Source organism: Pseudomonas sp. TE3911 (assembly GCF_054062775.1).
The window spans coordinates 640,400-665,861 of sequence record NZ_JBSSFP010000001.1 but is presented as its reverse complement, the minus strand read 5'-3'; the positions used below and the strand labels follow the sequence as shown (position 1 = coordinate 665,861).

The 25,462-nt window shown below is 60.2% G+C and carries 15 protein-coding genes and 1 pseudogene; 7 read left to right on the top strand and 9 right to left on the bottom strand.

Annotation, left to right across the window (positions count from 1 at the left end):
• Positions 1-124: 124 nt before the first annotated feature.
• From ligA to ACVWXD_RS03105, 4 genes and pseudogenes are all read right to left on the bottom strand, one after another.
• The gene (gene ligA, locus ACVWXD_RS03120; RefSeq protein WP_457370662.1) at positions 125-2,494 is read right to left on the bottom strand and encodes an NAD-dependent DNA ligase LigA; all 2,370 of its coding nucleotides are present in this window, start codon (positions 2,492-2,494) and stop codon (positions 125-127) included.
• 87 nt (positions 2,495-2,581) lie between these two features.
• Positions 2,582-3,446, bottom strand: a pseudogene (zipA, locus tag ACVWXD_RS03115) (cell division protein ZipA).
• 258 nt (positions 3,447-3,704) lie between these two features.
• On the bottom strand, positions 3,705-7,193 hold the full coding sequence (gene smc, locus ACVWXD_RS03110; RefSeq protein ID WP_260366258.1) for a chromosome segregation protein SMC: 3,489 nt from the start codon (positions 7,191-7,193) through the stop codon (positions 3,705-3,707).
• A 2-nt stretch (positions 7,194-7,195) separates the two neighbouring features.
• Complete coding sequence (locus tag ACVWXD_RS03105) at positions 7,196-7,855, bottom strand: GntR family transcriptional regulator (protein ID WP_032887629.1); 660 nt, start codon at positions 7,853-7,855, stop codon at positions 7,196-7,198.
• A gap of 280 nt (positions 7,856-8,135) precedes the next feature.
• Here ACVWXD_RS03105 and xdhA point away from each other — a divergent pair, with 280 nt between their 5' ends.
• The 4 genes from xdhA to guaD all read left to right on the top strand — a co-directional run bounded on the left by xdhA (position 8,136) and on the right by guaD (position 14,254).
• Complete coding sequence (gene xdhA / locus ACVWXD_RS03100; RefSeq protein ID WP_260366257.1) at positions 8,136-9,584, top strand: xanthine dehydrogenase small subunit; 1,449 nt, start codon at positions 8,136-8,138, stop codon at positions 9,582-9,584.
• Complete coding sequence (gene xdhB, locus ACVWXD_RS03095; protein WP_032887626.1) at positions 9,577-11,976, top strand: xanthine dehydrogenase molybdopterin binding subunit; 2,400 nt, start codon at positions 9,577-9,579, stop codon at positions 11,974-11,976. The genes xdhA and xdhB overlap by 8 nt, the downstream gene beginning before the upstream one ends.
• A gap of 123 nt (positions 11,977-12,099) precedes the next feature.
• Positions 12,100-12,942 carry a xanthine dehydrogenase accessory protein XdhC gene (gene xdhC / locus ACVWXD_RS03090; RefSeq protein WP_260366254.1) on the top strand — a complete coding sequence of 281 codons (843 nt, stop codon included), beginning with the start codon at positions 12,100-12,102 and terminating at the stop codon, positions 12,940-12,942.
• 7 nt (positions 12,943-12,949) lie between these two features.
• Entirely contained in the window at positions 12,950-14,254 is a 1,305-nt protein-coding gene (gene guaD / locus ACVWXD_RS03085; protein WP_095185354.1) for a guanine deaminase, read from the top strand.
• Between the two features lie 138 nt (positions 14,255-14,392).
• Here the strand turns inward: guaD and ACVWXD_RS03080 are convergent, their stop codons facing one another.
• Positions 14,393-15,157, bottom strand: a complete 765-nt coding sequence (locus ACVWXD_RS03080; RefSeq protein ID WP_017134778.1) for a GntR family transcriptional regulator — start codon at positions 15,155-15,157, stop codon at positions 14,393-14,395.
• Positions 15,158-15,383: 226 nt separating this feature from the next.
• Between ACVWXD_RS03080 and ACVWXD_RS03075 the strand changes: the two genes are divergently transcribed.
• Complete coding sequence (locus tag ACVWXD_RS03075; RefSeq protein ID WP_260366252.1) at positions 15,384-16,574, top strand: benzoate/H(+) symporter BenE family transporter; 1,191 nt, start codon at positions 15,384-15,386, stop codon at positions 16,572-16,574.
• A 37-nt stretch (positions 16,575-16,611) separates the two neighbouring features.
• Here ACVWXD_RS03075 and ACVWXD_RS03070 read toward each other — a convergent pair whose 3' ends face one another.
• The gene (locus tag ACVWXD_RS03070; protein WP_016979277.1) at positions 16,612-16,956 is read right to left on the bottom strand and encodes a YggL family protein; all 345 of its coding nucleotides are present in this window, start codon (positions 16,954-16,956) and stop codon (positions 16,612-16,614) included.
• Positions 16,957-17,193: 237 nt separating this feature from the next.
• Here ACVWXD_RS03070 and dacB point away from each other — a divergent pair, with 237 nt between their 5' ends.
• Complete coding sequence (dacB, locus tag ACVWXD_RS03065; RefSeq protein WP_032887618.1) at positions 17,194-18,654, top strand: D-alanyl-D-alanine carboxypeptidase/D-alanyl-D-alanine endopeptidase; 1,461 nt, start codon at positions 17,194-17,196, stop codon at positions 18,652-18,654.
• 52 nt (positions 18,655-18,706) lie between these two features.
• On the opposite strand, the gene ACVWXD_RS03060 is transcribed toward dacB, so the two are convergent.
• Positions 18,707-21,103, bottom strand: a complete 2,397-nt coding sequence (locus tag ACVWXD_RS03060) for a sensor domain-containing diguanylate cyclase (protein ID WP_099602944.1) — start codon at positions 21,101-21,103, stop codon at positions 18,707-18,709.
• 137 nt (positions 21,104-21,240) lie between these two features.
• Complete coding sequence (rlmKL, locus tag ACVWXD_RS03055) at positions 21,241-23,508, bottom strand: bifunctional 23S rRNA (guanine(2069)-N(7))-methyltransferase RlmK/23S rRNA (guanine(2445)-N(2))-methyltransferase RlmL (protein WP_032887613.1); 2,268 nt, start codon at positions 23,506-23,508, stop codon at positions 21,241-21,243.
• 532 nt (positions 23,509-24,040) lie between these two features.
• On the opposite strand from rlmKL, the gene rmf reads away from it, so the two are divergent.
• Positions 24,041-24,256, top strand: a complete 216-nt coding sequence (gene rmf, locus ACVWXD_RS03050) for a ribosome modulation factor (RefSeq protein WP_002553055.1) — start codon at positions 24,041-24,043, stop codon at positions 24,254-24,256.
• Positions 24,257-24,379: 123 nt separating this feature from the next.
• Here rmf and ACVWXD_RS03045 read toward each other — a convergent pair whose 3' ends face one another.
• Entirely contained in the window at positions 24,380-25,399 is a 1,020-nt protein-coding gene (locus tag ACVWXD_RS03045; protein WP_095185350.1) for a quinone-dependent dihydroorotate dehydrogenase, read from the bottom strand.
• Positions 25,400-25,462: the final 63 nt, after the last annotated feature.

The window sequence follows — 25,462 nt, the reverse complement described above, 5'->3', positions numbered from 1 at the left end:
CTAGATCAATTCCCTTCGAAGATCGTTCCAAAAATGGGATGACATCCCTATAGGCGTCAGGCGTGCCGACGATGGCACTCCTTGGCGCGCGATCGCCGGCAAGCCGGACGCCTACAGGTGAGGGTCAACTGACTGGAATGTTGTGCGTGGCGAGAAAGGCCACGAAGGCCTCTTCGTCCAGCACCTTCAAGCCTAACTCGCTGGCCTTTGCCAGTTTCGAACCAGCACCCGGCCCGGCCACCACGCAGTGGGTTTTCGCCGAGACGGAACCGGCCACCTTGGCGCCGAGGCTTTCGAGCTTTTCCTTGGCCACGTCGCGACTCATAAGCTCCAGGGAGCCAGTGAGTACCCACGTGTGTCCGGCTTCAGGCAAGCCTTCTACGACCTTTTTCTCGCTTTGCCAGTGCATGCCGAAGTCCTTGAGCTGCTGCTCAATGGCCAAGGCGTGCTGGGCGTTGTCCGGGTTGTCGAAGAAGTCGCGCACGGCCTTGGCCTGCTTTTCGGGCAGCGCCTGGCGCATGTCCAGCCAGTCGGCCTTGATCACGCCTTCCAGGCTGCCGAACTTGTCCGCCAGCTTCTGCGCAGCGCCTGGGCCCACGGACGGTACGTGCAGCTTGTCGAGCAAGCCGCCCAAGGTGGTGCTAGCGGCGAACTCGGCGCTGAGGTCGCCCTGATCCTGCAATTGCAGGCCGCACTTCTCCGGCGACAGCAGTGCGCCAATCACTTCCTGGTTATGACTGTCTTCAAAGAAGCTGTGGATCTCGTGCGCCACTTCAAGGCCCACGTCGGGCAAGTACGTCAGCACCGGCGGCAACGCCTGCTGCACGCGCTCAAGGGCCCCCAGCGAGCGTGCCAGCACTTTGGCGGTCTCCTCGCCTACGTCGGGGATGCCAAGCGCGTAGATAAAACGCGCGAGGGTCGGAGTCTTGCTGTTCTCGATGGCGGCGATCAGCTTCTTGCTGGAGATGTCGGCGAAACCTTCCAGGTCGATGATCTGCTCGTACTTGAGCGTGTAGAGGTCGGCTGGCGAACCGATGAGTTTTTCATCCACCAGTTGCTCGATGGTCTTGTCACCCAGTCCATCAATGTCCATGGCCCGGCGCGAGACAAAATGAATGATCGCCTGCTTGAGCTGAGCGCCACAGGCCAGGCGCCCGACGCAGCGGTACACGGCGCCTTCGCTGACGGTTTCCTTGCCCTTGCTGCGCTTGACCAGTTGAGTGCGCTCCACGTGGGAGCCGCACACCGGGCAGCTCTCGGGAACCGGTACCGCGCGGGCATCGGCCGGACGTCGCTCAAGCACTACGGACACCACTTGAGGGATCACATCCCCGGCGCGCCGGATGATCACGGTGTCGCCAATCATGACGCCCAGACGCGCCACTTCATCCATGTTGTGCAAGGTGGCGTTGGACACAGTCACACCCGCGACCTTGACGGGCTTCAGACGCGCTACCGGGGTGACGGCGCCGGTGCGGCCGACTTGGAATTCCACGTCGAGCAGCTCAGTGAGTTCTTCCATCGCCGGGAATTTATGGGCGATGGCCCAGCGCGGCTCACGGGCGCGGAAGCCCAATTCACGCTGAGCAGCAATGCTGTTGACCTTGAAGACAACGCCGTCGATCTCATAGGGCAGGCTGTTACGCCGCTCGCCGATATCGCGGTAGTAATCCAGGCAATCCTGAATACCCTTGGCCAGCTTCAGCTCATGACTGATGGGCATGCCCCATTTTTGCAACTGCTGCAGGTTCCCGATGTGGGTATCGCTGATGTCAGCAGTTACCTGGCCAATGCCATAGCAGCAGAATTCCAGCGGGCGGCTGGCGGTGATTTTCGAATCCAACTGACGCAGACTGCCGGCGGCGGCATTGCGCGGGTTGGCGAAGGTCTTGCCGCCGACTTCCAGTTGCGAGGCATTGAGCCGTTCGAAGCCGGCCTTGGACATAAAGACTTCGCCACGCACCTCCAAGGTCGCCGGCCAGCCGCTGCCGTGCAGTTTCAAAGGGATATTGCGCACGGTGCGCACGTTGACGCTGATGTCTTCGCCAGTGGTGCCGTCACCTCGGGTGGCACCGCGCACCAACTCACCGTCCTGATACAGCAGGCTGACCGCCAGGCCGTCCAGTTTGGGTTCGCAGCTGTACTCCACCTCGGCACCAGCGCCAAAAAGGTCGCCCACCGGCAAGTCCAGGCCTTCAGTCACCCGGCGATCAAACTCCAACATCGTGGTTTCATCAAAGGCGTTGCCCAGGCTGAGCATCGGGATCTCGTGCTTGACCTGAGTGAACGCCGACAACGCCGCGCTGCCGACCCGCTGCGTCGGCGAATCCCGCGTGATCAGTTCCGGATGCTCAGCTTCCAGAGCCTTGAGCTCGTGGAACAGCCGATCGTACTCGGCGTCCGGAATACTCGGCTCGTCGAGGACGTGGTAACGGTAGTTGTGCTGATCCAGTTCAGCGCGCAGTTCGAGGATGCGGGTGTGGGCGGCGGTCATGGGTGTTCTCTCATAAAGCAAAAGAGCAGCCGAAGCTGCTCAAATGTTGGTGCGCTTAATTCTATCGACAACGCTTGAAGCCAAACCTCAGCGTTTCTGTGTCAGGGCGCGACGCTCGAATTCGACGATGCGCTGACGGTAGTGTTCGATGGTCTGGGCGGTCAGGACGCTACGTTGGTCGTCCTTCAGTTCGCCGTTCAACTCCTGGGACAGCTTGCGGGCTGCAGCCACCATCACATCGAACGCTTGTTTCGGGTGACGCGGGCCTGGCAGGCCAAGGAAGAAGCTCACCGCTGGAGTGCTGAACAGGTCGATGTCGTCCAGGTCGAAGGTGCCAGGCTTGACTGCGTTGGCCATGGAGAACAGCACTTCGCCGTTGCCTGCCATGCTTTCGTGGCGATGGAAAATATCCATCTCACCAAAGCGCAGGCCGCTTTCGAGGATGTTCTGCAAAAGAGCCGGGCCTTTGAAGCCGGCGGCGTCGCGGCAGATCACGCTGATCACCAGCACTTCTTCAGCAGCAGGCTGATCGTTAACCGATTGGCGCGGCGCGTTCTTGCCAACGTTTTCGTCCGGGAAGTCATCGTCACGGCTGCTGAAACTCGGGCCTTCGTCGACGTCGAGGTTCAGGTCGCCCTGATGGGGCTCGGCCACGGCGGCATTGGCGCGCTTGCCACGTTTGGAAGACGGTTCACGGGCTTCACGCAACGGCGCGCTCATCGACGGCAAGTCGTGCTCGTCCAGTTGCGGCTCTTTATGCGTGTCCAGCACACGGGGCGGCCCCAGCAGCTCGGCGCTGCCGTCGTCGTCAGGCAAGTTGGACAGGTTGCGGTCCAGACGGAATTTGAGCTTGCCCTTGCCCACCGCGCATGCGGCGCCAGCCATCAAAAAGAATACCGGCAATGACAATAATGCCGATGACGATCAGCCACTCGCGCAGACCGATTTCCATGTAATCCCGTGCCTCTAATAAAAAATGCTGAAAAATAAGGGGTTTAGCACCGTGCAAACCGCTTTAAAACGTGGCGCCAACTCTATGTTCTGACTGACGTTTTGCCCACGCACACGAAAAATTGACATTAAACTAGCACGACCAAAGATAACTTTACACCGTCTGTCAAAATGCCTTGAACAAATATGTCCATTTGCCACTTTCACCTGACCGCTAAATCACCTGACATCGCATGAAAACTATCTCTCATGGCGCAGCTCAGGATTCCACCATCGCCATCGCTTCTTCGACATCCACTGCGACCAAACGCGAACAGCCCGGTTCATGCATCGTCACCCCCATCAACTGATCAGCCATTTCCATGGCGATCTTGTTGTGGGTGATATAGATGAACTGCACGGTCTGGGACATCTCTTTGACCAGTCGTGCATAGCGTCCAACGTTAGCGTCATCCAATGGGGCGTCAACTTCGTCGAGCATACAGAACGGCGCCGGGTTCAATTTGAAGATGGCAAATACCAGGGCCAATGCGGTCAGGGCTTTTTCGCCGCCGGACAACAAATGAATGGTGCTGTTCTTCTTGCCTGGAGGCCGCGCCATGATCGTTACCCCTGTATCGAGTAGATCTTCGCCCGTCAGTTCCAAGTAAGCGCTGCCACCGCCGAAAACTTTCGGGAATAACGCCTGTAAACCGCTATTAATCTGATCAAAGGTATCTTTGAAGCGATTACGGGTTTCCTTGTCGATCTTGCGGATCACGTTTTCCAACGTATCCAGGGCTTCGACCAGGTCGGCGTCCTGGGCATCCAGATAACGTTTACGCTCGGACTGCTGCTGATATTCATCGATGGCCGCGAGGTTGATCGCGCCCAGGCGTTGGATACGTGCAGCAATCCGCTCAAGTTCTTCCTCGGCTTCTTTCTCGTTGGCCTGGGCGGTCAGGGTGTTGAGCACGCCGTGCAGGTCGTAGCCGTCTTCCAGCAATTGGTCTTGCAAGGTTTTGCGGCGCACGGTCAGGGCTTGCCACTCCATACGCTGTTGTTCGAGTTGGCCGCGAATCAATTGGGATTGCTGCTCGGCCTGGGTTCGGCGTTTTTCCGCGTCGCGCAATTCGCGGTCGGCGTCTTCCAGGGCGATCTGCGCAGTCTTGAGTTCTTCGTCGACGGTCATGCGCTTGTCGAGCAACTCTTCGAGCTTGAGGCGCAGCTCTTCCAACGGCGCTTCGCCCTCCTCCAGATTGAGGCTCAGTTGCTCGCGCTTTTCGGTGAGGCGTTCGGATTGCATCTCCAGGCGTTCAAGGGCCTGGCGTGTGGAATCATGCTGGGCGCGCAGCGAGCCGAGGCGTACCGCCAATTGGTGCGCGTGATCCTTGTGCTGCCGCGCTTCCTGGCGCACGCGGTCAAGGCGTTCGCGCAAGCTGTCGCGCTGGGCCAGTAGCAGTTCGCGCTGCTCGGTATCGAGGGCCATGCTGTCGAGCGCCTCCTGCAAGTGCAGGCGCGCTTCGCCGATCTGTTCATGTTCCAGGGCGCGTTGCTCGCCCATCTCGGCGACTTCTTCATCAAGACGGGTACGGCGCAGGGTCAGTTGTTCCGCCTTGGCTTTGCTCGCCGACAGTTGCGCCTTCAACTCGCCTTGCTGACGCGCTTCGTCCTGCAACAGACGGCGCAGGTGTTCGCGGCCGGTCTCTTGCTGGCGCTGGGTGGCGCGCAGGGTTTGCAGTTCGGTTTCCAGGCTTTCGAGGGTGGCTTCACGCTCTTCGCGCTCAGCGATCAGGTTGACGATTTCCTGGCCACGGGCCAGAACGCCACTTTCCGCTTCACTGGCGCGGCGAACCCGCAAAAAGTGCCGGCCGACCCAATAGCCATCGCGGCTGATCAGGCTTTCGCCGGCTGCCAATTGACCGCGCTGGGCCAGGGCCTGCTCCAGGGAGTCCACCGGTTTGACTTGGCCCAACCACGGCGACAGGTCAATGGCGGCCTCGACCTTATCCAGCAGGCTGCCCGGCACCCGCGCACCATCGGCGGCGGGGCTGAGCAAACGCAGATCGCCTTGGGCAAACCCGGCCAGGTCGAAACCGCCAAAGTCATCCACCAGCACTGCTTGAAGATCGGCACCGAGCACGGTTTCCACTGCCAATTCCCAGCCGGCTTCGACCTTCAGGCCTTCCGCCAAGCGTGGCCGCTCTGCCAAATGCTGGTCGCGCAGCCATTCGGCGGTGCCGGTACCTGGGTCCAAAGCCGCTTGCTGCAAGGCTTCAAGGGATGCCAGCCGACCATTTAGCCGCTGCAAATCGCCCTGTGCCTGCTGCTGGGCCTGGGTCGCCTGTTGCAACTGCTGACGCAATTGTTCAAGGCGCTGTACTTGCTGTTCTTCGCTGGCTTCCAGCTCTTCCAGCGTCATTTCGCTTTCGGCCAGTTGCTCGCTGAGGTCCATGATCGCGGCGTCTTCCGGATCAGCGGCGAGCAATACGCGCTCTTCCTGCAAGCGGCGCTGGCGCTCGGCCAGGCGCTCCATGCTGGTTTCCAGTTGCTGGATGCGCGACTGCTGCACCTCGGCCTGGCGACGCGGCTCGGCGGATTGCAGGTTGAAAGCGTCCCACTGTTCCTGCCAGCCATGCATGGTAATTTCAGATTCTTCCAGGGCGGCGGCGGCTTCTTCGGCGGCGGCGCTGGTGATTTCCTGCTCTGGGGTGAGCATGTCCAGCTCTTCGCCCAGGGTCAGCAGCAAAGTGCGGTCATGGCCCAGGTGAGATTCGGTCTCCAGACGCGCGCGTTCGGCTTCCTTCAGATCGTCCTGCAATTGGCGCAGGCGCTGCTGGCCGTGCTGGATGCTCTGCTCGACACGGGCGATGTCGCCGCCTACCGAATAGAAGCGGCCTTGCACCAGATTGAAGCGTTCGGACAGATCATGGTGCCCGTCGCGCAGACGCTCGATGCTGGCGTCGGCGTTACGCTGCTCCGCCACCAAGGCTTCAAAACTGATTTCCTGGGTACCGATGATCGCTTCGCGCTGCCCCACTTGCTCATTCAGCGCCTGCCAGCGCAGGGCCGAGAGTTGTGCCTTGAGCTGGCGTTCTTCGCCCTTGTATTCCTGGTATTTCTCGGCCGCCTGGGCCTGGCGGTGCAGGCGCTCCAACTGGCGCTCCAGCTCGTCGCGCAGGTCGGTGAGGCGGGCAAGGTTTTCGTGGGTACGGCGGATGCGGTTTTCGGTTTCGCGGCGGCGCTCTTTGTACTTGGAGATGCCGGCCGCTTCTTCGATAAAGTTACGCAGGTCTTCGGGCTTGGCTTCGATCAGCTTGGAGATCATGCCCTGCTCAATGATCGAGTAGCTGCGCGGGCCCAGGCCGGTGCCAAGGAAAATATCGGTGATGTCACGTCGACGGCACTTGGTGCCGTTGAGGAAGTAGCTGTTCTGGCTGTCGCGCGTGACTTTGCGGCGGATGGAAATTTCCGCGTAGGCCGCGTACTCGCCGATCAGGGTGCCATCGGAGTTGTCGAATACCAACTCGATACTGGCCTGGCTCACCGGCTTGCGGCTGGTGGAGCCGTTGAAGATGACGTCGGTCATCGACTCGCCGCGCAGGTTTTTTGCCGAGCTCTCGCCCATCACCCAACGGACGGCGTCGATGATGTTCGACTTGCCGCAACCATTGGGCCCGACCACCGCCGCCATGTTACTGGGGAAGTTCACCGTGGTCGGGTCGACGAAGGATTTGAACCCCGCCAGTTTGATGCACTTGAGCCGCACGCTTAGCCGTCCGCCAACGCTGCGATGACCAACGAGCTGCTGCGCTGGCAGTAGGCCGACAGCACCAGGCGAATCTGCGGCACGTCACGGGCCAGTACGGCGGCGAGCAGTTGCTCGAACAGCGCCAGGTACTCGCTCATGGAGGCCTTGCGCTGATCCAGGGCCAGGTAATAAGCGCGGTTCATCGCCGGTTGCAGGTTCTCGACGGTTTCCTGCAGGTACGGGTTGTTGGCAAAGGGGTACGCGGCGCGCATCACGTTAAAGCATTCTTCGACGAAGGCGCGGATGTCCTCACGCTCGAAATTGGTCACCAGGCGCTGCTGGATCTGCACGAACGGCGCCATGTCGGCCTGGGTCTGCCAGCCTTCGGCGACGGCATTGCCGAGCAGGATGTACAGCTCGCTCATCAGCGTGCACAGGCTCTGCACTTTGTGCGCGGTGAGCTCGGTCACGTGGGCACCACGGCGCGGCAGGATCGCGATGAGGTGGCGCCGTTCGAGGATCAGCAAGGCTTCGCGCACGGAACCACGGCTGACATTTAGCGCCAGCGTGACTTTCTGTTCCTGGATGCGCTCACCAGGCTTGAGATCGCCGCGAATAATGCGTTCGGCGAGGTGGTGAGCGATTTGCTCGGCGAGACTGTCCGGCGCCTTGAACGTCATGTTTTCCCTTCAAAATCTTCTATCGGTACAAGCGCGGCAGTGTAGCGCATTGGCTGGCTGATGGCGCTACGCCCACCGTGGCGAATTTGGCATGAAATAAGCAGCGGCTGAGCAGCGTAAGCCCGCAAAAACGCCGGTTCCAAAAGACTGGACCATAATTGAGAGTGTTGCGATCGCATTTTCTTGACCTGCTGGTCAGAAAATCATTGACCGAAAAGTCAGACATGACTAGATTCGGCGAAAAGCGGTTAACAACAATAATGAGTCTGCGAGGCCTTCCGTGATCCAGTTTTTACTCAACCAGGAACTCCGTAGCGAGCACGCCCTGGACCCCAACCTGACCGTGCTCAACTATCTGCGTGAGCACGTGGGCAAATCCGGTACCAAGGAAGGCTGCGCCAGCGGCGACTGCGGTGCGTGCACCGTGGTGGTCGGCGAGCTGCATCGCGACGATCAAGGCGTCGAGCAGATTCGTTATCGCAGCCTTAACTCGTGCCTGACCTTTGTGTCGTCGCTGCACGGCAAACAACTGATCAGCGTCGAAGACCTCAAGCACCAAGGCCAACTGCACAGCGTGCAGCAAGCCATGGTTGAGTGCCACGGTTCGCAATGCGGCTTTTGCACCCCAGGGTTTGTGATGTCGCTGTTCGCCCTGCAAAAGAACAGCGACGCTCCCGACAGCCAGAAAGCCCATGAAGCCCTGGCCGGCAACCTGTGCCGCTGCACCGGCTACCGCCCGATTCTTGCAGCCGCCGAACAGGCCTGCTGCAACAAGCCCCAGGATCAGTTCGACAGCCGCCAGGCCGAGACGATTGCACGCCTCAAAGCCATCGCGCCGACCCAAACGGGCGAGCTCAACAGCGGCGACAAACGCTGCCTGGTGCCACTGACCGTGGCCGACCTGGCCGACCTCTATGACGCCTACCCCCAAGCCCGCCTGCTGGCCGGCGGCACCGACCTGGCGCTGGAAGTCACCCAGTTTCACCGCACACTGCCAGTGATGATTTACGTCGGCAATATTGAAGAAATGAAGCGCGTCGAATCGTTCGACGACCGCCTGGAAATAGGCGCCGCCACCGCCCTCTCCGACTGCTACACCGCACTGCATCACGAATACCCGGACTTCGGCGAGCTACTGCACCGCTTCGCCTCTCTGCAAATCCGCAACCAGGGCACGTTGGGCGGCAATATCGGTAACGCCTCACCCATCGGCGACTCACCGCCACTGCTGATCGCCCTGGGCGCGCAGATCGTGCTGTGCAAGGGCGACGTACGCCGCACTCTGGCCCTGGAAGACTACTTCATCGACTACCGCGTGACCGCCCGCCAGGACAGTGAATTCATCGAGAAAATCATCGTACCCAAGGGCCATAAGCTGTTCCGTGCGTATAAGGTTTCCAAGCGCCTGGACGATGACATTTCCGCCGTCTGCGCAGCCTTCAATCTGAAGATCGACAACGGCGTAATTCGTGAGGCACGCGTCGCGTTCGGCGGCATGGCCGCGACACCAAAACGCGCGAAAAGCTGCGAAGCCGCATTGGTCGGCGCCACTTGGAACGCCGCCACCGTGGAGAAAGCCTGCGCCGCCCTGGCCCAGGATTTCACGCCGCTGTCGGACTTCCGCGCCAGCAAGGAATATCGCCTGCTCAGCGCGCAGAACCTGCTGCGTAAATACTTCATCGAACTGCAAACGCCGCACATCGAGACTCGGGTGACCGCTTATGTCTAACCATCACGCCGTGGAAAAAACCCAGGCCGAACTCGCCGAGCTGTTCGCCCAGGACCTGACCTCCGGAGTCGGTCGCAGCGTCAAGCATGACAGCGCCGCCAAGCACGTCAGTGGTGAGGCGCAGTACATCGATGACCGCCTGGAATTCCCCAACCAGTTGCACCTGTATGCGCGCATGTCTGACCGCGCTCACGCTCGAATCATCAGCATCGACACCGCGCCCTGCTACGCCTTCGAAGGTGTGCGCATCGCTATCACTCACGAAGACGTACCGGGCCTGAAAGACATCGGCCCGCTGATGCCCGGCGACCCGCTGCTGGCCATCGATACCGTGCAGTTCGTTGGGCAAGTGGTACTGGCGGTTGCCGCCCGTGACCTGGACACCGCACGCAAAGCCGCCATGGCCGCCGTGATCGAATACGAAGACCTGGAACCGGTGCTGGACGTGGTCGAGGCCTACCGCAAAAAACACTTTGTGCTCGACAGTCATACCCATCAACGCGGCGATTCGGCAGGCGCACTGGCAACGGCGAAAAACCGTATCCAGGGCACTCTGCACATCGGCGGCCAGGAACACTTCTACCTGGAAACCCAGATCTCGTCGGTGATGCCCACCGAAGACGGCGGCATGATCGTCTACTGCTCCACACAAAACCCCACCGAAGTGCAGAAACTGGTAGCCGAAGTACTCGATGTGTCGATGAACAAAATCGTCGTCGACATGCGCCGCATGGGCGGTGGTTTCGGTGGCAAGGAAACCCAGGCCGCCAGCCCCGCCTGCCTGTGCGCAGTGGTGGCGCGCCTCACCGGCCAGCCGACCAAAATGCGCCTGCCGCGCGTGGAAGACATGCTGATGACCGGCAAGCGCCACCCCTTCTATATCGAATACGACGTGGGCTTCGACGACAGCGGCCGCCTGCACGGGATCAACCTGGAGCTGGCCGGCAACTGCGGCTGCTCGCCGGACCTGTCCAACTCGATTGTCGACCGTGCCATGTTCCACTCCGACAACTCGTATTACCTGGGCGATGCCACGGTCAACGGCCATCGCTGCAAGACCAATACCGCGTCCAACACGGCTTACCGTGGCTTCGGCGGGCCCCAAGGTATGGTCGCTATCGAAGAAGTGATGGACGCCATCGCCCGCCATCTGGCGCTGGACCCGCTGGCGGTGCGCAAGGCCAACTACTACGGCAAGACCGAGCGCAACGTCACCCACTACTACCAGACCGTCGAGCACAACATGCTCGAAGAGATGACCGCCGAACTGGAGGCCAGCAGCCAATACGCCGAGCGGCGCGAAGCGATTCGCCTGTACAACGCCCACAGCCCAATCCTGAAGAAAGGCCTGGCGCTGACACCGGTGAAGTTCGGCATCTCGTTCACCGCCAGCTTTCTGAACCAGGCCGGTGCGCTGATCCATATTTACACCGACGGCAGTATCCACCTGAACCACGGCGGCACCGAGATGGGCCAGGGTTTGAACATTAAAGTGGCGCAAGTAGTGGCCGAAGTGTTCCAGGTGGAAATCGACCGCGTGCAAATCACCGCCACCAACACCGACAAGGTGCCCAACACCTCGCCGACCGCCGCTTCCAGCGGCGCGGACCTGAACGGCAAAGCCGCGCAGAATGCCGCCGAAACCATTAAGCAACGGTTGGTGGAATTTGCGGCGCGCAAATACGACGTGAGCGAGGCGGACGTTGAATTCCACAACGGCCATGTGCGCGTGCGTGACCAGATCCTGACCTTTGAGGCACTGATCCAACAGGCCTACTTCGCTCAGGTGTCGCTGTCGAGCACCGGCTTCTACAAGACCCCGAAAATCTTCTACGACCGCAGCCAGTCACGCGGGCGGCCGTTCTATTACTTCGCCTTCGGCGCAGCCTGCTGCGAAGTGATCGTCGACACCCTGACCGGCGAATACAAAATGCTGCGCACCGACATCCTGCATGACGTAGGGGCCTCGCTGAACCCGGCCATCGACATCGGCCAGGTGGAGGGCGGCTTTATCCAGGGCATGGGTTGGCTGACCATGGAAGAGCTGGTGTGGAACAACAAGGGCAAGCTGATGACCAACGGCCCAGCCAGCTACAAGATCCCGGCGGTGGCGGACATGCCGTTGGATCTGCGGGTGAAGCTGGTAGAAAACCGCAAAAATCCGGAAGACACGGTGTTCCATTCCAAGGCCGTGGGTGAACCGCCGTTCATGCTCGGGATTGCCTCGTGGTGCGCGATCAAGGACGCGGTGGCGAGTCTGGGTGACTATCGCCATCAGCCGAAAATCGATGCGCCAGCGACGCCGGAGCGAGTGTTGTGGGGGTGTGAGCAGATGCGCAAGTTGGCTGCTGCGAAGGTAGTTGAGGCTGACACCGAGATGGCTTCGCTCTAGACCGAGGCGCTGCCATCGGGGGCAAGCCCCACTCCCACATTTTGAGCTGTGATTACTTTCAAATGTGGGAGGGGGGTTGCCCCCGATAGCGGCCTGACTGACAACAGTAATGTTGAGGTAAACATGAACAACTGGATCAGCGCCCTCGCCGACCTGCAAAACAGAGGCGAACCCTGCGTACTGGTGACCATCATCGAAGAACTCGGCTCCACGCCGCGCAATGCTGGTTCGAAGATGGTGATCAGCGCCGCGCAGACCTTCGACACCATCGGTGGCGGGCACCTGGAATACAAGGCCATGCAGATCGCCCGCGACATGCTCGCGCGCGGCCAGCAAAACACTCATTTGGAGCGCTTCAGCCTCGGCGCCAGCCTGGGCCAGTGCTGCGGTGGCGTCACCGTGTTGCTGTTTGAACCCATGGGCCAGGTGCAGGCGCAGATTGCGGTATTTGGCGCAGGCCACGTCGGCCGCGCGCTGGTGCCCTTGCTGGCGAGCCTGCCGTGCCGGGTACGCTGGATCGATTCCCGCGATCAGGAGTTCCCGGAACATATCCCCCAGGGCGTGCGTAAAATCGTCAGCGAAGAACCGGTCGACGAAATTGCTGACTTGCCGGCGGGCAGTTATTGCATCGTCATGACCCACAATCACGCGCTGGACCTGGAACTCACCGCCGCCCTGCTCAAGCGCAATGACTTCGCCTACTTCGGCCTGATTGGCTCCAAGACTAAGCGCGTCAAGTTTGAACACCGCCTGCGTGACCGTGGCTTCGACGCCGTGCAGTTGCAACGCATGCGCTGCCCCATGGGCCTGACCGAGGTGAAGGGCAAATTACCGGTAGAAATCGCCATCTCCATCGCCGGCGAAATCATCGCCACCTATAACGCTAATTTCGGCCAGCACACCGCGAGCGCCGAACCCATTGCCAAACTGCTGCCGGTGTCACGCCGCAGCCAAGCCACGAATTGAGATAACCATGCCTTTGACTCGCAAAGCCTACCGTGCCGCCATCCTGCACAGCATCGCCGACCCCGCCATCGTTGGGATCGAAGCGTCCTATGAGTATTTCGAAGACGGCCTGCTGGTGATCGACAACGGCCAGATCAGCGCTGTCGGCCATGCTGGCGACCTGCTGCCGACCCTGCCGGCCGACATCGAAGTCACCCATTACCAGGACGCGCTGATCACCCCAGGCCTGATCGACACCCATATCCACCTGCCGCAGACCGGCATGGTCGGTGCTTATGGCGAGCAGTTGCTGGACTGGCTCAACACCTACACCTTCCCGTGTGAAAGCCAATTCGCCGACAAGGCCCACGCCGACGAAGTCTCGGATATTTTCATCAAGGAACTGCTGCGCAACGGCACCACCACGGCGCTGGTGTTCGGCAGCGTTCATCCGCAGTCCGTGAACTCATTCTTCGAAGCGGCCGAGAAACTCGACCTGCGCATGATCGCTGGCAAAGTGATGATGGACCGCAACGCGCCGGACTACCTCACCGACACTGCCGAAACCGGGTACCAGGAAAGCAAGACGCTCATCGAGCGCTGGCACGGTAAGGGCCGTCTGCACTATGCCGTCACGCCGCGATTCGCACCGACCAGCACGCCGGAACAACTGGCATTGGCCGGGCAACTGCTGGGCGAGTACCCGGACCTGTACATGCAGACGCACATCAGTGAGAACAAGCAGGAAGTCGAATGGGTGAAGGAGTTGTTCCCGGAGCGCAAAGGCTATCTGGATGTTTACGACCACTACAACCTGCTGGGCGAGCGTTCGGTATTTGCCCACGGCGTGCACCTGTGTGATGACGAGTGCGCGCGGCTGGCAGAGACCGGCTCGGCGGTGGCGTTCTGCCCGACGTCGAACTTCTTCCTCGGCAGTGGGTTGTTCAACCTGCCAATGGCCGAGAAGCACAAGTTGAATGTGGGCCTGGGCACTGATGTGGGCGGCGGCACCAGTTTCTCGCTGCTGCAAACGTTGAACGAAGCGTACAAGGTCATGCAACTACAAGGGGCGCGGTTGAGCCCGTTCAAATCGCTGTACCTGGCGACCCTCGGCGGAGCGCGTGCACTGCGCCTGGAGGACAAGATCGGCACGTTGCAGCCGGGCACGGATGCGGACTTTTTGGTGCTGGATTACAACGCCACGCCGCTGCTCAGCTATCGCTTGAAACAGGCGAACAACATTGCCGAGACGTTGTTTGTGTTGATGACGCTGGGGGATGATCGGACGGTGTTGCAGACCTACGCTGCCGGCCAACTCGTGCACCAACGCTGATCTCAACCGCTACACAAAACCAAACGTGGGAGGGGGCTTGCTCCCGATGGCAGTGGTTCAGTTAGTCATGTGTTAACTGATCCAGCGCTATCGGGAGCAAGCCCCCTCCCACATTTGTTTCCGGGTGAAACGGGGAAATTACAGTTTGACCGAAGAACGCCCCGGCTTTTTGGTCTGGAGCAAATGCGAAAACACCGCATGCAAATCATCCGACGCACTTTCCTCGTCGAGGTTGAGCTTGCTGTCGATGTGATCCATGTGATGCATCATCAAATTCACCGCCAGTGTCGCGTCCCGCGCTTCAATCGCGTCGATCAACTGGGTGTGCTCATCATACGAACAGTGCGAGCGGTTGCCGCTTTCGTACTGGGCGATGATCAGTGAGGTCTGGGACACCAGGCTGCGCTGGAAGCTGATCAGCGGCGCGTTCTTTGCCGCTTCGGCCAGCTTGAGGTGGAATTCGCCGGAGAGGCGGATACCCGCACCGCGATCACCACGGGAGAAACTGTCGCGCTCGTCGTTGACCATCTGGCGCAGCTCGGCCAGTTGTTCAGCGGTAGCATGCTGCACCGCCAACTCGGTGATCGCCCGCTCCACCAGACGCCGTGCCAGGAACACTTGGCGCGCCTCTTCCACGCTTGGACTCGCCACCACCGCGCCGCGATTGGGCCGCAGCAGCACGACGCCTTCATGGGCCAGGCGCGACAGTGCGCGACGAATGATGGTGCGGCTTACGCCGAAGATTTCGCCCAGTGCTTCTTCGCTCAATTTGGTGCCGGGCGCCAGGCGTTGTTCGAGGATGGCCTCGAAGATATGCGCATAGACGATATCGTCCTGGGTTCCGCTGCGACCGGCCTTGCCGGCTCGCGGTTGTTTCTTGAGAGGTTGCAACTGTTCGTTCATGGGCACTCGGGTTTGGAGAACGGCGGCGAATTAACGGTAATACGGCAAGCGAGGGTCGCTGGCAAGTATCACCTAAAAACACGGCACATTGTACACAACCCAATGCGCCAACACACTGTACGGCTGATTGCGCCGGCGGCTGTATTGCAATGAGTAGTTACGTTTGAGTTTAGGCTTGAATCTGCGCCGTCACCGGCAAATACCCAGGTAAAAGGAACACCTCTCCATGACCGAAGCCACTCAAGCGCCTTTGCGCCCGCTGGCCGACACTTCTCCATCGGCCATCGTCGCGGGTTTCATTGCGATGATGACCGGCTACACCAGTTCCCTGGTGCTGATGTTCCAAGCCGGGCAAGCCGCCGGCTTGACCACCGCGCAGATTTCCTCATGGATCTGGGCAATTTCCATCGGCATGGCGGTGTGCAGCATCGGCCTGTCCCTGCGCTATCGCACACCGATCACCATTGCCTGGTCCACGCCTGGCGCGGCGCTGTTGATCACCAGCCTGGGCGGCGTGAGTTATGGCGAAGCCATCGGTGCCTATATCACCTGTGCGGTGCTGGTGACGATCTGCGGGCTGACCGGCAGCTTTGAAAAACTGGTCAAACGCATTCCTGCCTCACTGGCGGCGGCCTTATTGGCAGGGATCCTGTTCAAGATCGGCAGCGAGATTTTCGTTGCCGCTCAGCATCGCACCGGCCTGGTGCTGGGGATGTTCTTCACGTATCTGATCATTAAGCGTCTGTCGCCACGTTATGCGGTGCTGGCCGCGCTGGTGATCGGCACCGCGCTGTCCGGGGTGATGGGGCTGTTGGATTTCAGCGGCTTCCACCTGGAAGTCGCGACGCCGGTCTGGACCACGCCGCACTTCTCACTGGCCGCGACGATCAGCATCGGCATTCCGCTGTTTGTGGTGGCAATGACTTCGCAAAACATGCCCGGCGTCGCCGTGTTGCGCGCCGACGGCTACAACGTGCCGGCATCACCACTGATCACAGCCACCGGCCTGGCCTCGCTGGTACTGGCACCTTTTGGCTCCCATGGCATCAACCTGGCGGCGATCAGCGCAGCCATCTGCACCGGGCCCCATGCCCACGAAGACCGCAACAAACGCTACACCGCGGCCGTGTGGTGCGGGGTTTTCTACGGGGTTGCAGGCGTGTTCGGCGCCACGTTGGCGGCATTGTTCGCAGCATTGCCCAAGGAGCTGGTGCTGTCGATTGCGGCATTGGCGTTGTTTAGCTCGATCATCAACGGCTTGAGTATCGCCATGAATGAGCCGAAGGAACGGGAAGCGGCGCTGATCACCTTTATGGTCACCGCGTCAGGCTTGACGTTGTTTTCCATCGGGTCGGCGTTCTGGGGGATTGTGGCGGGGGTATTGACGCTGCTGATTCTGAACTGGCGCAAGGCATAAAAAAACGGCGACCCTCAGGTCGCCGTTTTTTTCAGTATCACTTAGCCGCGTTGATCGGCTTTTCCGGATACCACACGTCCAGCAACGGGCTGACTTCAGCCTTGGTCAGCTCGGAACGGGTTTTCAGCCAGGCTTCAACAGCAGCGCGCTGCTCTTCGGAGACCGAGCCACGCTTCTGCAGGCAAACCAGACCGAAGTCATCGCCGCCGACATAGCCCAGACCGTTGGCTTCCATGGCTTCTTTGATGAATGCTTCGAGGAAAGCGTCGATAGCTTCTTCACTCAGGCCTTCGTTGAAGTCCAGGTTCAGTTCGAAACCCAGCTCTTGAAATTCATCAACGCACAGTTTTTTGCGCAGACGCTGGGAACGGTTAGTCGCCATTGGAACAATCCTCATAAGTAATAACGGGCGGCACTTTAGCAGTTTAAGGCGACGATTGCCCGACTCTCTGGGACAGGCGGCACTTTGCCTGTAAAAAAACGCTGATTTCCAGCTATGGTTCAGCCACAAGCGCGCCCACCTTGGGGCATAATGCCGACACTTTCATGACCAATGAGGGATTTTTCCTATTTACCCCTCGCCTCTTTCACCCTCCTCAGCAGTAGGGTTTCATTTCTTATGATCAAATCTTTACGTTCAGTCTTGCTAGCCGGTCTCCTCTTGCCACTGGCCCTCAGCGCCACAGCTGCCCCAGTCAATAACACCCTCCCCCCGAATGTTCAGCAGGCCCTGGCCAAAGCCAAGCTGCAAAACACCGCGCTGTCACTGGTGATGATCCCCCTGAACGGCCCTGGCACCCCCACCGTCTTCAACGCTGACGTCTCGGTAAACCCCGCTTCCACCATGAAGCTGGTTACCACCTACGCCGCCTTGGAAATGCTCGGCCCTAACCACCAGTGGAAAACCGAGTTCTACACCGACGGCACCCTCAGCGGCGGCGTGTTGCATGGCAACCTTTACCTCAAGGGCGGCGGTGATCCCAAGCTGAACATGGAAAAACTCTGGCTGCTGATGCGCGACCTGCGCGCCAATGGCGTACAGCAGGTCACAGGCGACCTGGTGTTGGACCGTGGCTTCTTTATCCCGCCACAACTGCCGGAATTCAATGACGACGGCAACGACGAGAACAAGCCCTTCTTGGTTAAGCCCGACGCCCTGCTGGTCAACCTCAAGGCCCTGCGCTTTGTGACCCGCAACGACTCAGGCCGTGTGATCGTATCGGTGGAGCCGCCGATCGCCAGTATTCGCATCGACAATCAGGTCAAGGTTTCCAACGCCAAGCAATGCACCGGCGACGTGCGCTACAACCCGGTCACTGCCGCCGATGGCAGCGTGACGGTCACCGTCAGTGGCCAACTGGGCGACGGCTGCAGCTCCCAGACGTACCTGTCACTGCTCGACCATGCCACCTATACCGCCGGCGCCGTGCGGGCAATCTGGCAGGAGTTGGGCGGCAGCATCCAGGGCCGTGATATCCAGGCACCCGTGCCCAAGGATGCCAAGGTGTTGGCCCGCGCATTCTCGCCGGACCTGGCGGAAATCATCCGCGACATCAACAAATACAGTAACAACACCATGGCGCAGCAGTTGTTCCTGAGCCTGGGCGCGCAGTTTCGCAACGATGCCGACGGCGACGACGCCAAGGCCGCGCAACGTGTAGTGCGTCAGTGGCTGGCGAAAAAAGGTATCACTGCACCGCATCTGGTGATGGAGAACGGCTCCGGGCTGTCCCGTGCCGAACGGGTCAGCGCCCGCGAGATGGCCGCGATGCTGCAAGCCGCCTGGAAAAGCCCTTACGCTGCCGAATACATCAGTTCGATGCCGATTGCCGGCACCGACGGCACCATGCGCAAACGCCTGAAGACCACTGCGATGCGCGGCGAAGCCCACGTCAAGACCGGCACCTTGAACACCGTACGCGCCATTGCCGGGTTCAGCCGCGACAACAACGGCAATACCTGGGCGGTGGTGGCGATTCTCAACGATCCGAAGCCATGGGGCGCTTCGTCGGTGCTGGATCAGGTGCTGCTGGACCTGTATCGCCAACCTAAATTGGCGGCTTCAGCCCCAGTACTCTGACGCTGAACTGGGGCCTGTGGTGAGCGGCTTGCCCGCTCACCACAAAGGTCACTCAACACAGCGGCGTCGCCTCTACCCGATCCCTGCCCGCCTGCTTGGCGACATAAACGGCCGAGTCGGCGCGCAACAACAACCCATCAATGCCTTCGTCGATCCGCCAACTGGCCACACCAAAGCTGGCAGTGACGATGCCCACCGCTTCCATAGGCTCGTTGCGCAGCGACTGCCACAATTCCATCGCCAGGCTGTAGGCCTGTTCGCCACCGGTGTTGGGGCAAAGCACCATGAATTCCTCGCCACCCAGCCGACAGAAAACATCGGAACGACGCAAGCGTTGGCCGATGCGTTTGCACAACTCCTGTAACACCGCGTCGCCGACCGCGTGACCATGCTTGTCGTTGATGCGCTTGAAGTGATCGATATCGAGCATGATCACCGACAATGCCCCGCTGGTCCGATTGAGCCTCACCATCTCGGCCCTGAGTCGGTCCTGAAAATAGCGGCGATTGTGAATTCCGGTCAGGGAATCAGTGATGGACAGTGCGCGTAGCTCCTCTTCAACCCGCTTCAAATCGGAAATGTCCGACACGTAGCCATGCCACAGCGTACCGCCACCCGGTAACTCTTCCGGTGTGGCTTCGCCGCGAATCCAGCGCAGACCCCGTTGTGGCAACTGCACCCGGTACTCTTCGCGCCAATGGCTCAACTGCAACGCCGACAGGCGAATCGAGGCTCGTACCCGCTCCACGTCCAGCGGGTGGATACGCTCGAAAACTTTCTTCGCGTCCTGTTGCAACACACCGGTTTCGATTTCATAAATGTCGCGCATACCATCGCTGGCATAGATGAACCGCCAGTTTTCGCGGGGTTCCAGGGTGAACTGGAAGATACCGCCGGGCACATGGGCGCTGAGTTTCTTGAGGAGGCGGTCACGGGCCGCCAATGCTTCGTAAGCACGTTTTTGCTCGGTAATGTCCAGGTAAATCGCCAAGTGCCCGATCCACAAACCGTGATCATCCAGCAACACAGTGGCCAGCATGTTCACAGTCAACTGGCTGCGATCCTCGCGCACCAAGGTCCATTCCCGGGCTTCGTGCAGGTTATCCGGGCTCTCGACCAGCATCGCCTGACTGGCAGGGATTCGCTTGCCCAAGGCCACGCTCAGGCTAGCTGCACGGGCTTCCAGTTCCGACGCCAAGTGCAAGCTTTCGAGGGTCAACTTACCCACCACCTGCTCGGCTGAGAACCCGAGCATTTGTTCGGCACCGGCATTGAAGGTGTTGATGACGCCGCGTAAGTCGGTGGCAATGATGGCGACCTGGGTCGCCGCATTCAGCACGCTGCGCAGTTGGCCATGGGCACCGCGTAACTCCTGCTCACGCAGGCGCAACTGCACGGTACGCTGTTCCACCAGCTTCACGGCGCGCTGGCGTTGGCTCACCAGCACATAGAGCAAAGCGCTGAGCAACAGGCTGAGCAACCCGCCCATCGTCAGGATCGTGATCAACGAAGAATGGTTAGTCTGGTCGAACACCTGGCTCGGACGCAGGGTCAGGGCATAAACGTGGTCCCCCAAGGTAAGACGGCGCGCACCGATCAGGTCGCCGTTTGCCACGCTATTGCTCGATTCGTAGAGCACACGTTTCTGTAGGTCGGAGGTATCGACGATCTGCATCACCAGGTTGTCCCGTTCCGGCTTGGGCAAGCCGTCAGCTACTAACTGGCGCATGCTGATCACGGCCATCACGTAGCCAAAGGGCTCATGCTGGGACTGCTCGGAAGTGGACAGGTGACTGACCGGCGCCACCAGCAATACGCCAGTGGCATAAGCAGGCTCAACGCCTACCAGTTGCATGGGCTGGGAAACCGCCAGCTTGCCGCTTTTTTGTGCGCGCTCAAGGGCTGAGCGCCGCAGGGGCTGGGCCAGCAGATCAAAACCCAGTGGCGAGCCCAGCAGACTTTGAGTCTGGCTATAGAGCACCGGCACGTATTCATCACGCTCAGGCGCCGGGGCCAGTTCTCCGGCGCTATTTAACTCACGGATGACAAAGGGCGCACCACGCTGGCGGGACACCTCTTGTTCGAACTGGCTGCGTTGATCGCGAGACACGCGCGGCGCCCAGGCGTAGGCCCGGGTGCGCAATAGCAAAGGCTGGGCGAAACCATCGAACTCTTCACGGGACACATCGTCGGAATTGACGAAGAACCGCCGCAGGCTGTTCAAGCGCTGTTCCTGATCTTCGAAGCGTTCCTGCAGGCGGGTGTACCGCTCGTTGACCAGCAACTGGAAACGCTGGCGCACCTGTTGTTGATAGAGATCGAAGGACGCCCAGGCGACGATGAGCGTCAGGGTACAGCCCGCCAGAAACACCACCAATGCCACCAGCCAAGCCGACGCCTGTTCACTGATAAAGCCTAGGATTTTCGGGCGAACGGCTTGCATCGGCATAAGCAACACTCACAACGCCAGCGTGCGGGGGTGTCACTTTGGCTAGGCCTTAAGTTATAGCTATCGGCCCAGAGTTTGACCAGCGTAAAAAAGCCGCAAGACCGGATTAAACCAGGCTTGCGGCTTCAGGCTGTTGGTTAACCGCGAGCGGTGATTTTCCAGGCCCGATGGATCTTGGCGTTGCGCGCAAAATCCGGATCGATGGTCTTGTCGCTGATTTCCTCGACCGTGTAGCGCTCGCTGAGGTTTTCCTCCAGCGCGAACTTGCGGAAGTTGTTCGAGAAATACAGCACACCACCCGGTGCCAGGCGTGCCATCGCCAGGTCCAGCAACTGCACGTGGTCACGCTGCACGTCGAAAATGCCTTCCATGCGCTTGGAATTGGAGAAGGTCGGCGGGTCGATGAAGATCATGTCGAACTCATCGCGGCTGGCCTCCAGCCAGGCCATCACGTCACCCTGCTCCAGGCGGTTCTTGTCGGAGAACCCGTTGAGGGAGAAGTTACGACGCGCCCAGTCCAGATAGGTCTTGGACAGGTCAACGCTGGTGGTGCTGCGCGCGCCACCCTTGGCGGCGTGCACACTGGCGGTGGCGGTGTAGCAATACAGGTTAAGGAAACGCTTGCCGGCCGCTTCCTTCTGGATACGCATGCGCATCGGGCGATGGTCTAGGAACAGGCCGGTATCGAGATAATCGGTGAGGTTGACCAGCAGCTTCACGCCGCCTTCACTGACTTCGGTGAACTTGCCTTGGGCGCTCTGGCGCTCGTACTGCTTGGTGCCGCTCTGGCGCTCACGACGCTTGACCACCACGCGGCTCTTGTCGATGTTCAGCGCCTGAGGGATCGCCGCCAGCGCATCGAACATACGTGCAGAGGCTTTTTCCGGGTCAATGGACTTCGGCGCGGCATATTCCTGCACATGCACCCAATCGTGGTACAGGTCGATGGCCATGGAGTATTCGGGCATATCGGCGTCGTACACGCGATAGCAATCCACCCCTTCACGCTTGGCCCACTTGCCCAGCAGCTTGAGGTTCTTCTGCAGGCGGTTGGCGAACATCTGCCCGCCTTCGCTCAGGCGCGCCTGCTCGACCACAGGGGCCGGGGCTGGCTTGATCGGGTTGCCGTTCTTGTTGTACTGGCGCTCTTGTGGCTCGACCGGGGCTTGGTCGTAAACGGCCTGCTCACGTTCAGCCTGGCGCTGTTCCGGGGTACGACGCTCGCCGGTAACGAACTGATCCGGGTTGACCTTGATCAGCAGCAATTTGCACGGCAACGCGCCGTTCCAGAACGAATACTGCTTGTGGCTGCGAATGCCCATGCGCTTGCCCAGGTCCGGTGCGCCGGTGAACACCGCGGCTTCCCAGCCCATGCAGGCCTGGCGCAGACGCTCGCCGAGGTTCTGGTAGAGGTACAACAGGCTGGCTTCGTCACCCAGACGCTCGCCGTAGGGCGGGTTGCAGATCACCAGACCTTTTTGGTTCTGGTCCGGGCGCGGCTCGAAGGTGCCGACTTCGCCCTGGTACACCTTGATCCAATGGCTCAGGCCAGCACGCTCGATGTTGTTGCGCGCGGGCTGGATCAGACGCGGGTCAGCCTCGTAGCCACGCACCCACAGCGGGGTTTTGTTCATGCCGATGGCGGCACGTTCAGTGGCTTCTGTATGAAGTTTCTTCCACAGCGCCGGCACGTGGCCAAGCCAGGTGGTGAAGCCCCACAGTTCGCGGTTGAGGTTGGGGGCCATGTCGGCGGCAATCATCGCGCCTTCGACCAGGAAGGTCCCCACACCGCACATCGGGTCAGTCAGCGCGCCGCCTTCGGCAGCAATACGCGGCCAGCCGGCACGAATCAGGATCGCCGCCGCCAGGTTTTCCTTCAACGGCGCCGCGCCCTGCTGCAGGCGGTAGCCGCGCTGGTGCAGGCTGTGGCCGGAAAGGTCGAGAGACAGGATTGCTTCGCCACGGTCCAGGCGCAGGTGAATGCGCAGGTCCGGGTTGATCTTGTCGATGGACGGGCGTTCGCCGGTCGGGGTACGCAGCTTGTCGACGATCGCGTCCTTGACCTTCAGCGCGCCGAAGTGTGTGTTGTCGATGCCCGAACCGTGACCGCTGAACTCCACCGCCAGGGTGCCGTCGGAGACCATGTGGTCGGCCCATTCGATGTCCAGCACGCCGTGGTAGAGGTCTTCGGCATCCTTCATCGGGAAGCGCTTGAGCACCAGCAACACGCGGTTGGCCAGGCGCGACCAGAGGCACAGGCGATAGGCGGTTTCCATGTCGGCCATGCCGCGCACGGCCGAGGTGTGCTCGCGGGCTTCCTCAAGGCCAAGCCCGACGGCTTCCTCGATCAGCAGGCCTTCGAGGCCCTTGGGGCAAGTGAGGAAGAGTTCAAAACGGTCCGACATGGGGCATTCCAGGCTTTTCAGCAATAAATGAACGGGCGACGCATCGCCGGTTCGGTTTTCAATCAAGCACTTTTCTCGAAGAGTGCTCGCGTGGCACGAATGTGCCGTCCCACCCCGTCTGACGGGCCCTTGAGCCTTTATTGACGGGGCAGAGTGATTTTTTTAAGCAACAAAAAGAAATATTCCGACCCTTCGTCGAATAGTAACCGACCGCAACGGGCCAGCATTCTCACTAAAGGATTAAACCCATCCTCTTTGCAGGGTGCATCATAGCTGGCTTTGCCTCAAAAAAGGGGCGAAAAGCCATCCCAGCTTATGGCTATAGCATCGTAATCGTTACGTGCTTATGACAAAACGATCATTGAATCCGTGTGACCTATTGGTTAGAACTCAACACAGGTTGGCGCCGTAACGACGCCAACACCTAGGCTCGCCACGCCGGCAGCGAGCCCACCAACGGCAGAAAAACTCTGCCCGGCCTCAGACGAGGCCGAAGGATATCAAGACAGTCAACAAGTGAGGGAAACACCCTATGAGAAGACTTAAGCGTGATCCGTTGGAAAGAGCTTTTTTACGCGGATATCAATATGGCGTTCATGGCAAATCCCGTGAGCTTTGCCCATTTACTCTACCGTCGGTACGCCAAGCCTGGATCAACGGCTGGCGAGAAGGACGAGGCGACAACTGGGACGGTATGACTGGCACTGCGGGAATCCACAGACTCAACGAACTTCACGCCGTCGGCTAATCAAGGGCACTTAATTCCGACACCACCACGAATAGATGACGACTTAACCACGCACGCCCTCTCAAGGCGGCGGGCTTCGGCCCAGGGGCTCCTTTTAAGGAGCCCTTTTTATTGGGCGATCTTTCAACGCAATGCCGCTATCGCATCCACCGATTGACGAATAAGCGCCGGGCCTTTGTAGATAAACCCGGAGTACAACTGCACCAGGCTCGCGCCGGCAGCGATCTTCTCGGCAGCGTGCTTGCCTTCGGTGATACCGCCCACTGCAATGATCGGCAAACGCCCGGCCAACTCAGCAGCCAACACCTTGACGATATGGGTGCTCTTGTCCCGCACCGGCGCACCTGACAGGCCACCGGCTTCGTCGCCATGGGCCAACCCTTCGACGCCGACACGGCTGAGGGTGGTGTTGGTAGCGATCACTGCGTCCATACCCGAATCCACCAGGGCTTGGGCCACCAGTACGGTTTCCTCGTCACTCATGTCCGGGGCGATCTTGATGGCCAGCGGCACGCGCTTGCCATGGCGCACTGCCAAATCTTCCTGGCGCTGGCGCAGGGCTTCGAGCAACTGCTTAAGGGAGTCACCGAACTGCAGGCTGCGCAAGCCCGGTGTGTTCGGCGAGCTGACGTTGACGGTGACATAGCTGGCGTGGGCGTAGACCTTGTCCAAGCAGATCAGGTAGTCGTCCACCGCTCGCTCAACCGGTGTATCAAAGTTCTTGCCGATATTGATGCCGAGGATGCCCTTGTACTTCGCAGCCTCAACCCGCGACAGCAGGTGATCGACGCCGAGGTTGTTGAAACCCATGCGGTTGATGATCGCCTCGGCTTCAGGCAGGCGGAAGATCCGCGGCTTGGGGTTACCGGGCTGCGGCCGTGGCGTCACGGTGCCGATCTCGACAAAACCGAAACCCAGTTGCGCGAAGCCATCGATGGCCGCGCCGTTCTTGTCCAGGCCAGCGGCCAGTCCGACCGGGTTGGGGAAGTCGAGCCCCATCACTGATACCGGCATTTTTGCGGGTGCCTTGCATACCAGGCCGTTGAGCCCCAGGCGGCCACCGGCGCCGATCAGGTCCAGGGACAGATCGTGGGAGGTTTCCGGGGAGAGTTTGAACAACAGCTGGCGGGCCAGGGTATACATGGGCGGGCTAGACTCGGATGGCGGCGAAAGGTGGCGGCGATTATAGCCGGGGTGACGGGGTGC

Bases quoted from the DNA above. Each gene is read 5' to 3' on its own strand.
- ACVWXD_RS03080 (WP_017134778.1), bottom strand. From the start codon at position 15,157: ATGAACGAACAGTTGCAACCTCTCAAGAAACAACCGCGAGCCGGCAAG.
- xdhB (WP_032887626.1), top strand. From the start codon at position 9,577: ATGTCTAACCATCACGCCGTGGAAAAAACCCAGGCCGAACTCGCCGAG.
- rlmKL (WP_032887613.1), bottom strand. From the start codon at position 23,508: ATGTCGGACCGTTTTGAACTCTTCCTCACTTGCCCCAAGGGCCTCGAA.
- xdhC (WP_260366254.1), top strand. From the start codon at position 12,100: ATGAACAACTGGATCAGCGCCCTCGCCGACCTGCAAAACAGAGGCGAA.
- ACVWXD_RS03045 (WP_095185350.1), bottom strand. From the start codon at position 25,399: ATGTATACCCTGGCCCGCCAGCTGTTGTTCAAACTCTCCCCGGAAACC.
- guaD (WP_095185354.1), top strand. From the start codon at position 12,950: ATGCCTTTGACTCGCAAAGCCTACCGTGCCGCCATCCTGCACAGCATC.
- rmf (WP_002553055.1), top strand. From the start codon at position 24,041: ATGAGAAGACTTAAGCGTGATCCGTTGGAAAGAGCTTTTTTACGCGGA.
- dacB (WP_032887618.1), top strand. From the start codon at position 17,194: ATGATCAAATCTTTACGTTCAGTCTTGCTAGCCGGTCTCCTCTTGCCA.
- ACVWXD_RS03105 (WP_032887629.1), bottom strand. From the start codon at position 7,855: ATGACGTTCAAGGCGCCGGACAGTCTCGCCGAGCAAATCGCTCACCAC.
- ACVWXD_RS03070 (WP_016979277.1), bottom strand. From the start codon at position 16,956: ATGGCGACTAACCGTTCCCAGCGTCTGCGCAAAAAACTGTGCGTTGAT.
- ACVWXD_RS03060 (WP_099602944.1), bottom strand. From the start codon at position 21,103: ATGCCGATGCAAGCCGTTCGCCCGAAAATCCTAGGCTTTATCAGTGAA.
- ACVWXD_RS03075 (WP_260366252.1), top strand. From the start codon at position 15,384: ATGACCGAAGCCACTCAAGCGCCTTTGCGCCCGCTGGCCGACACTTCT.
- ligA (WP_457370662.1), bottom strand. From the start codon at position 2,494: ATGACCGCCGCCCACACCCGCATCCTCGAACTGCGCGCTGAACTGGAT.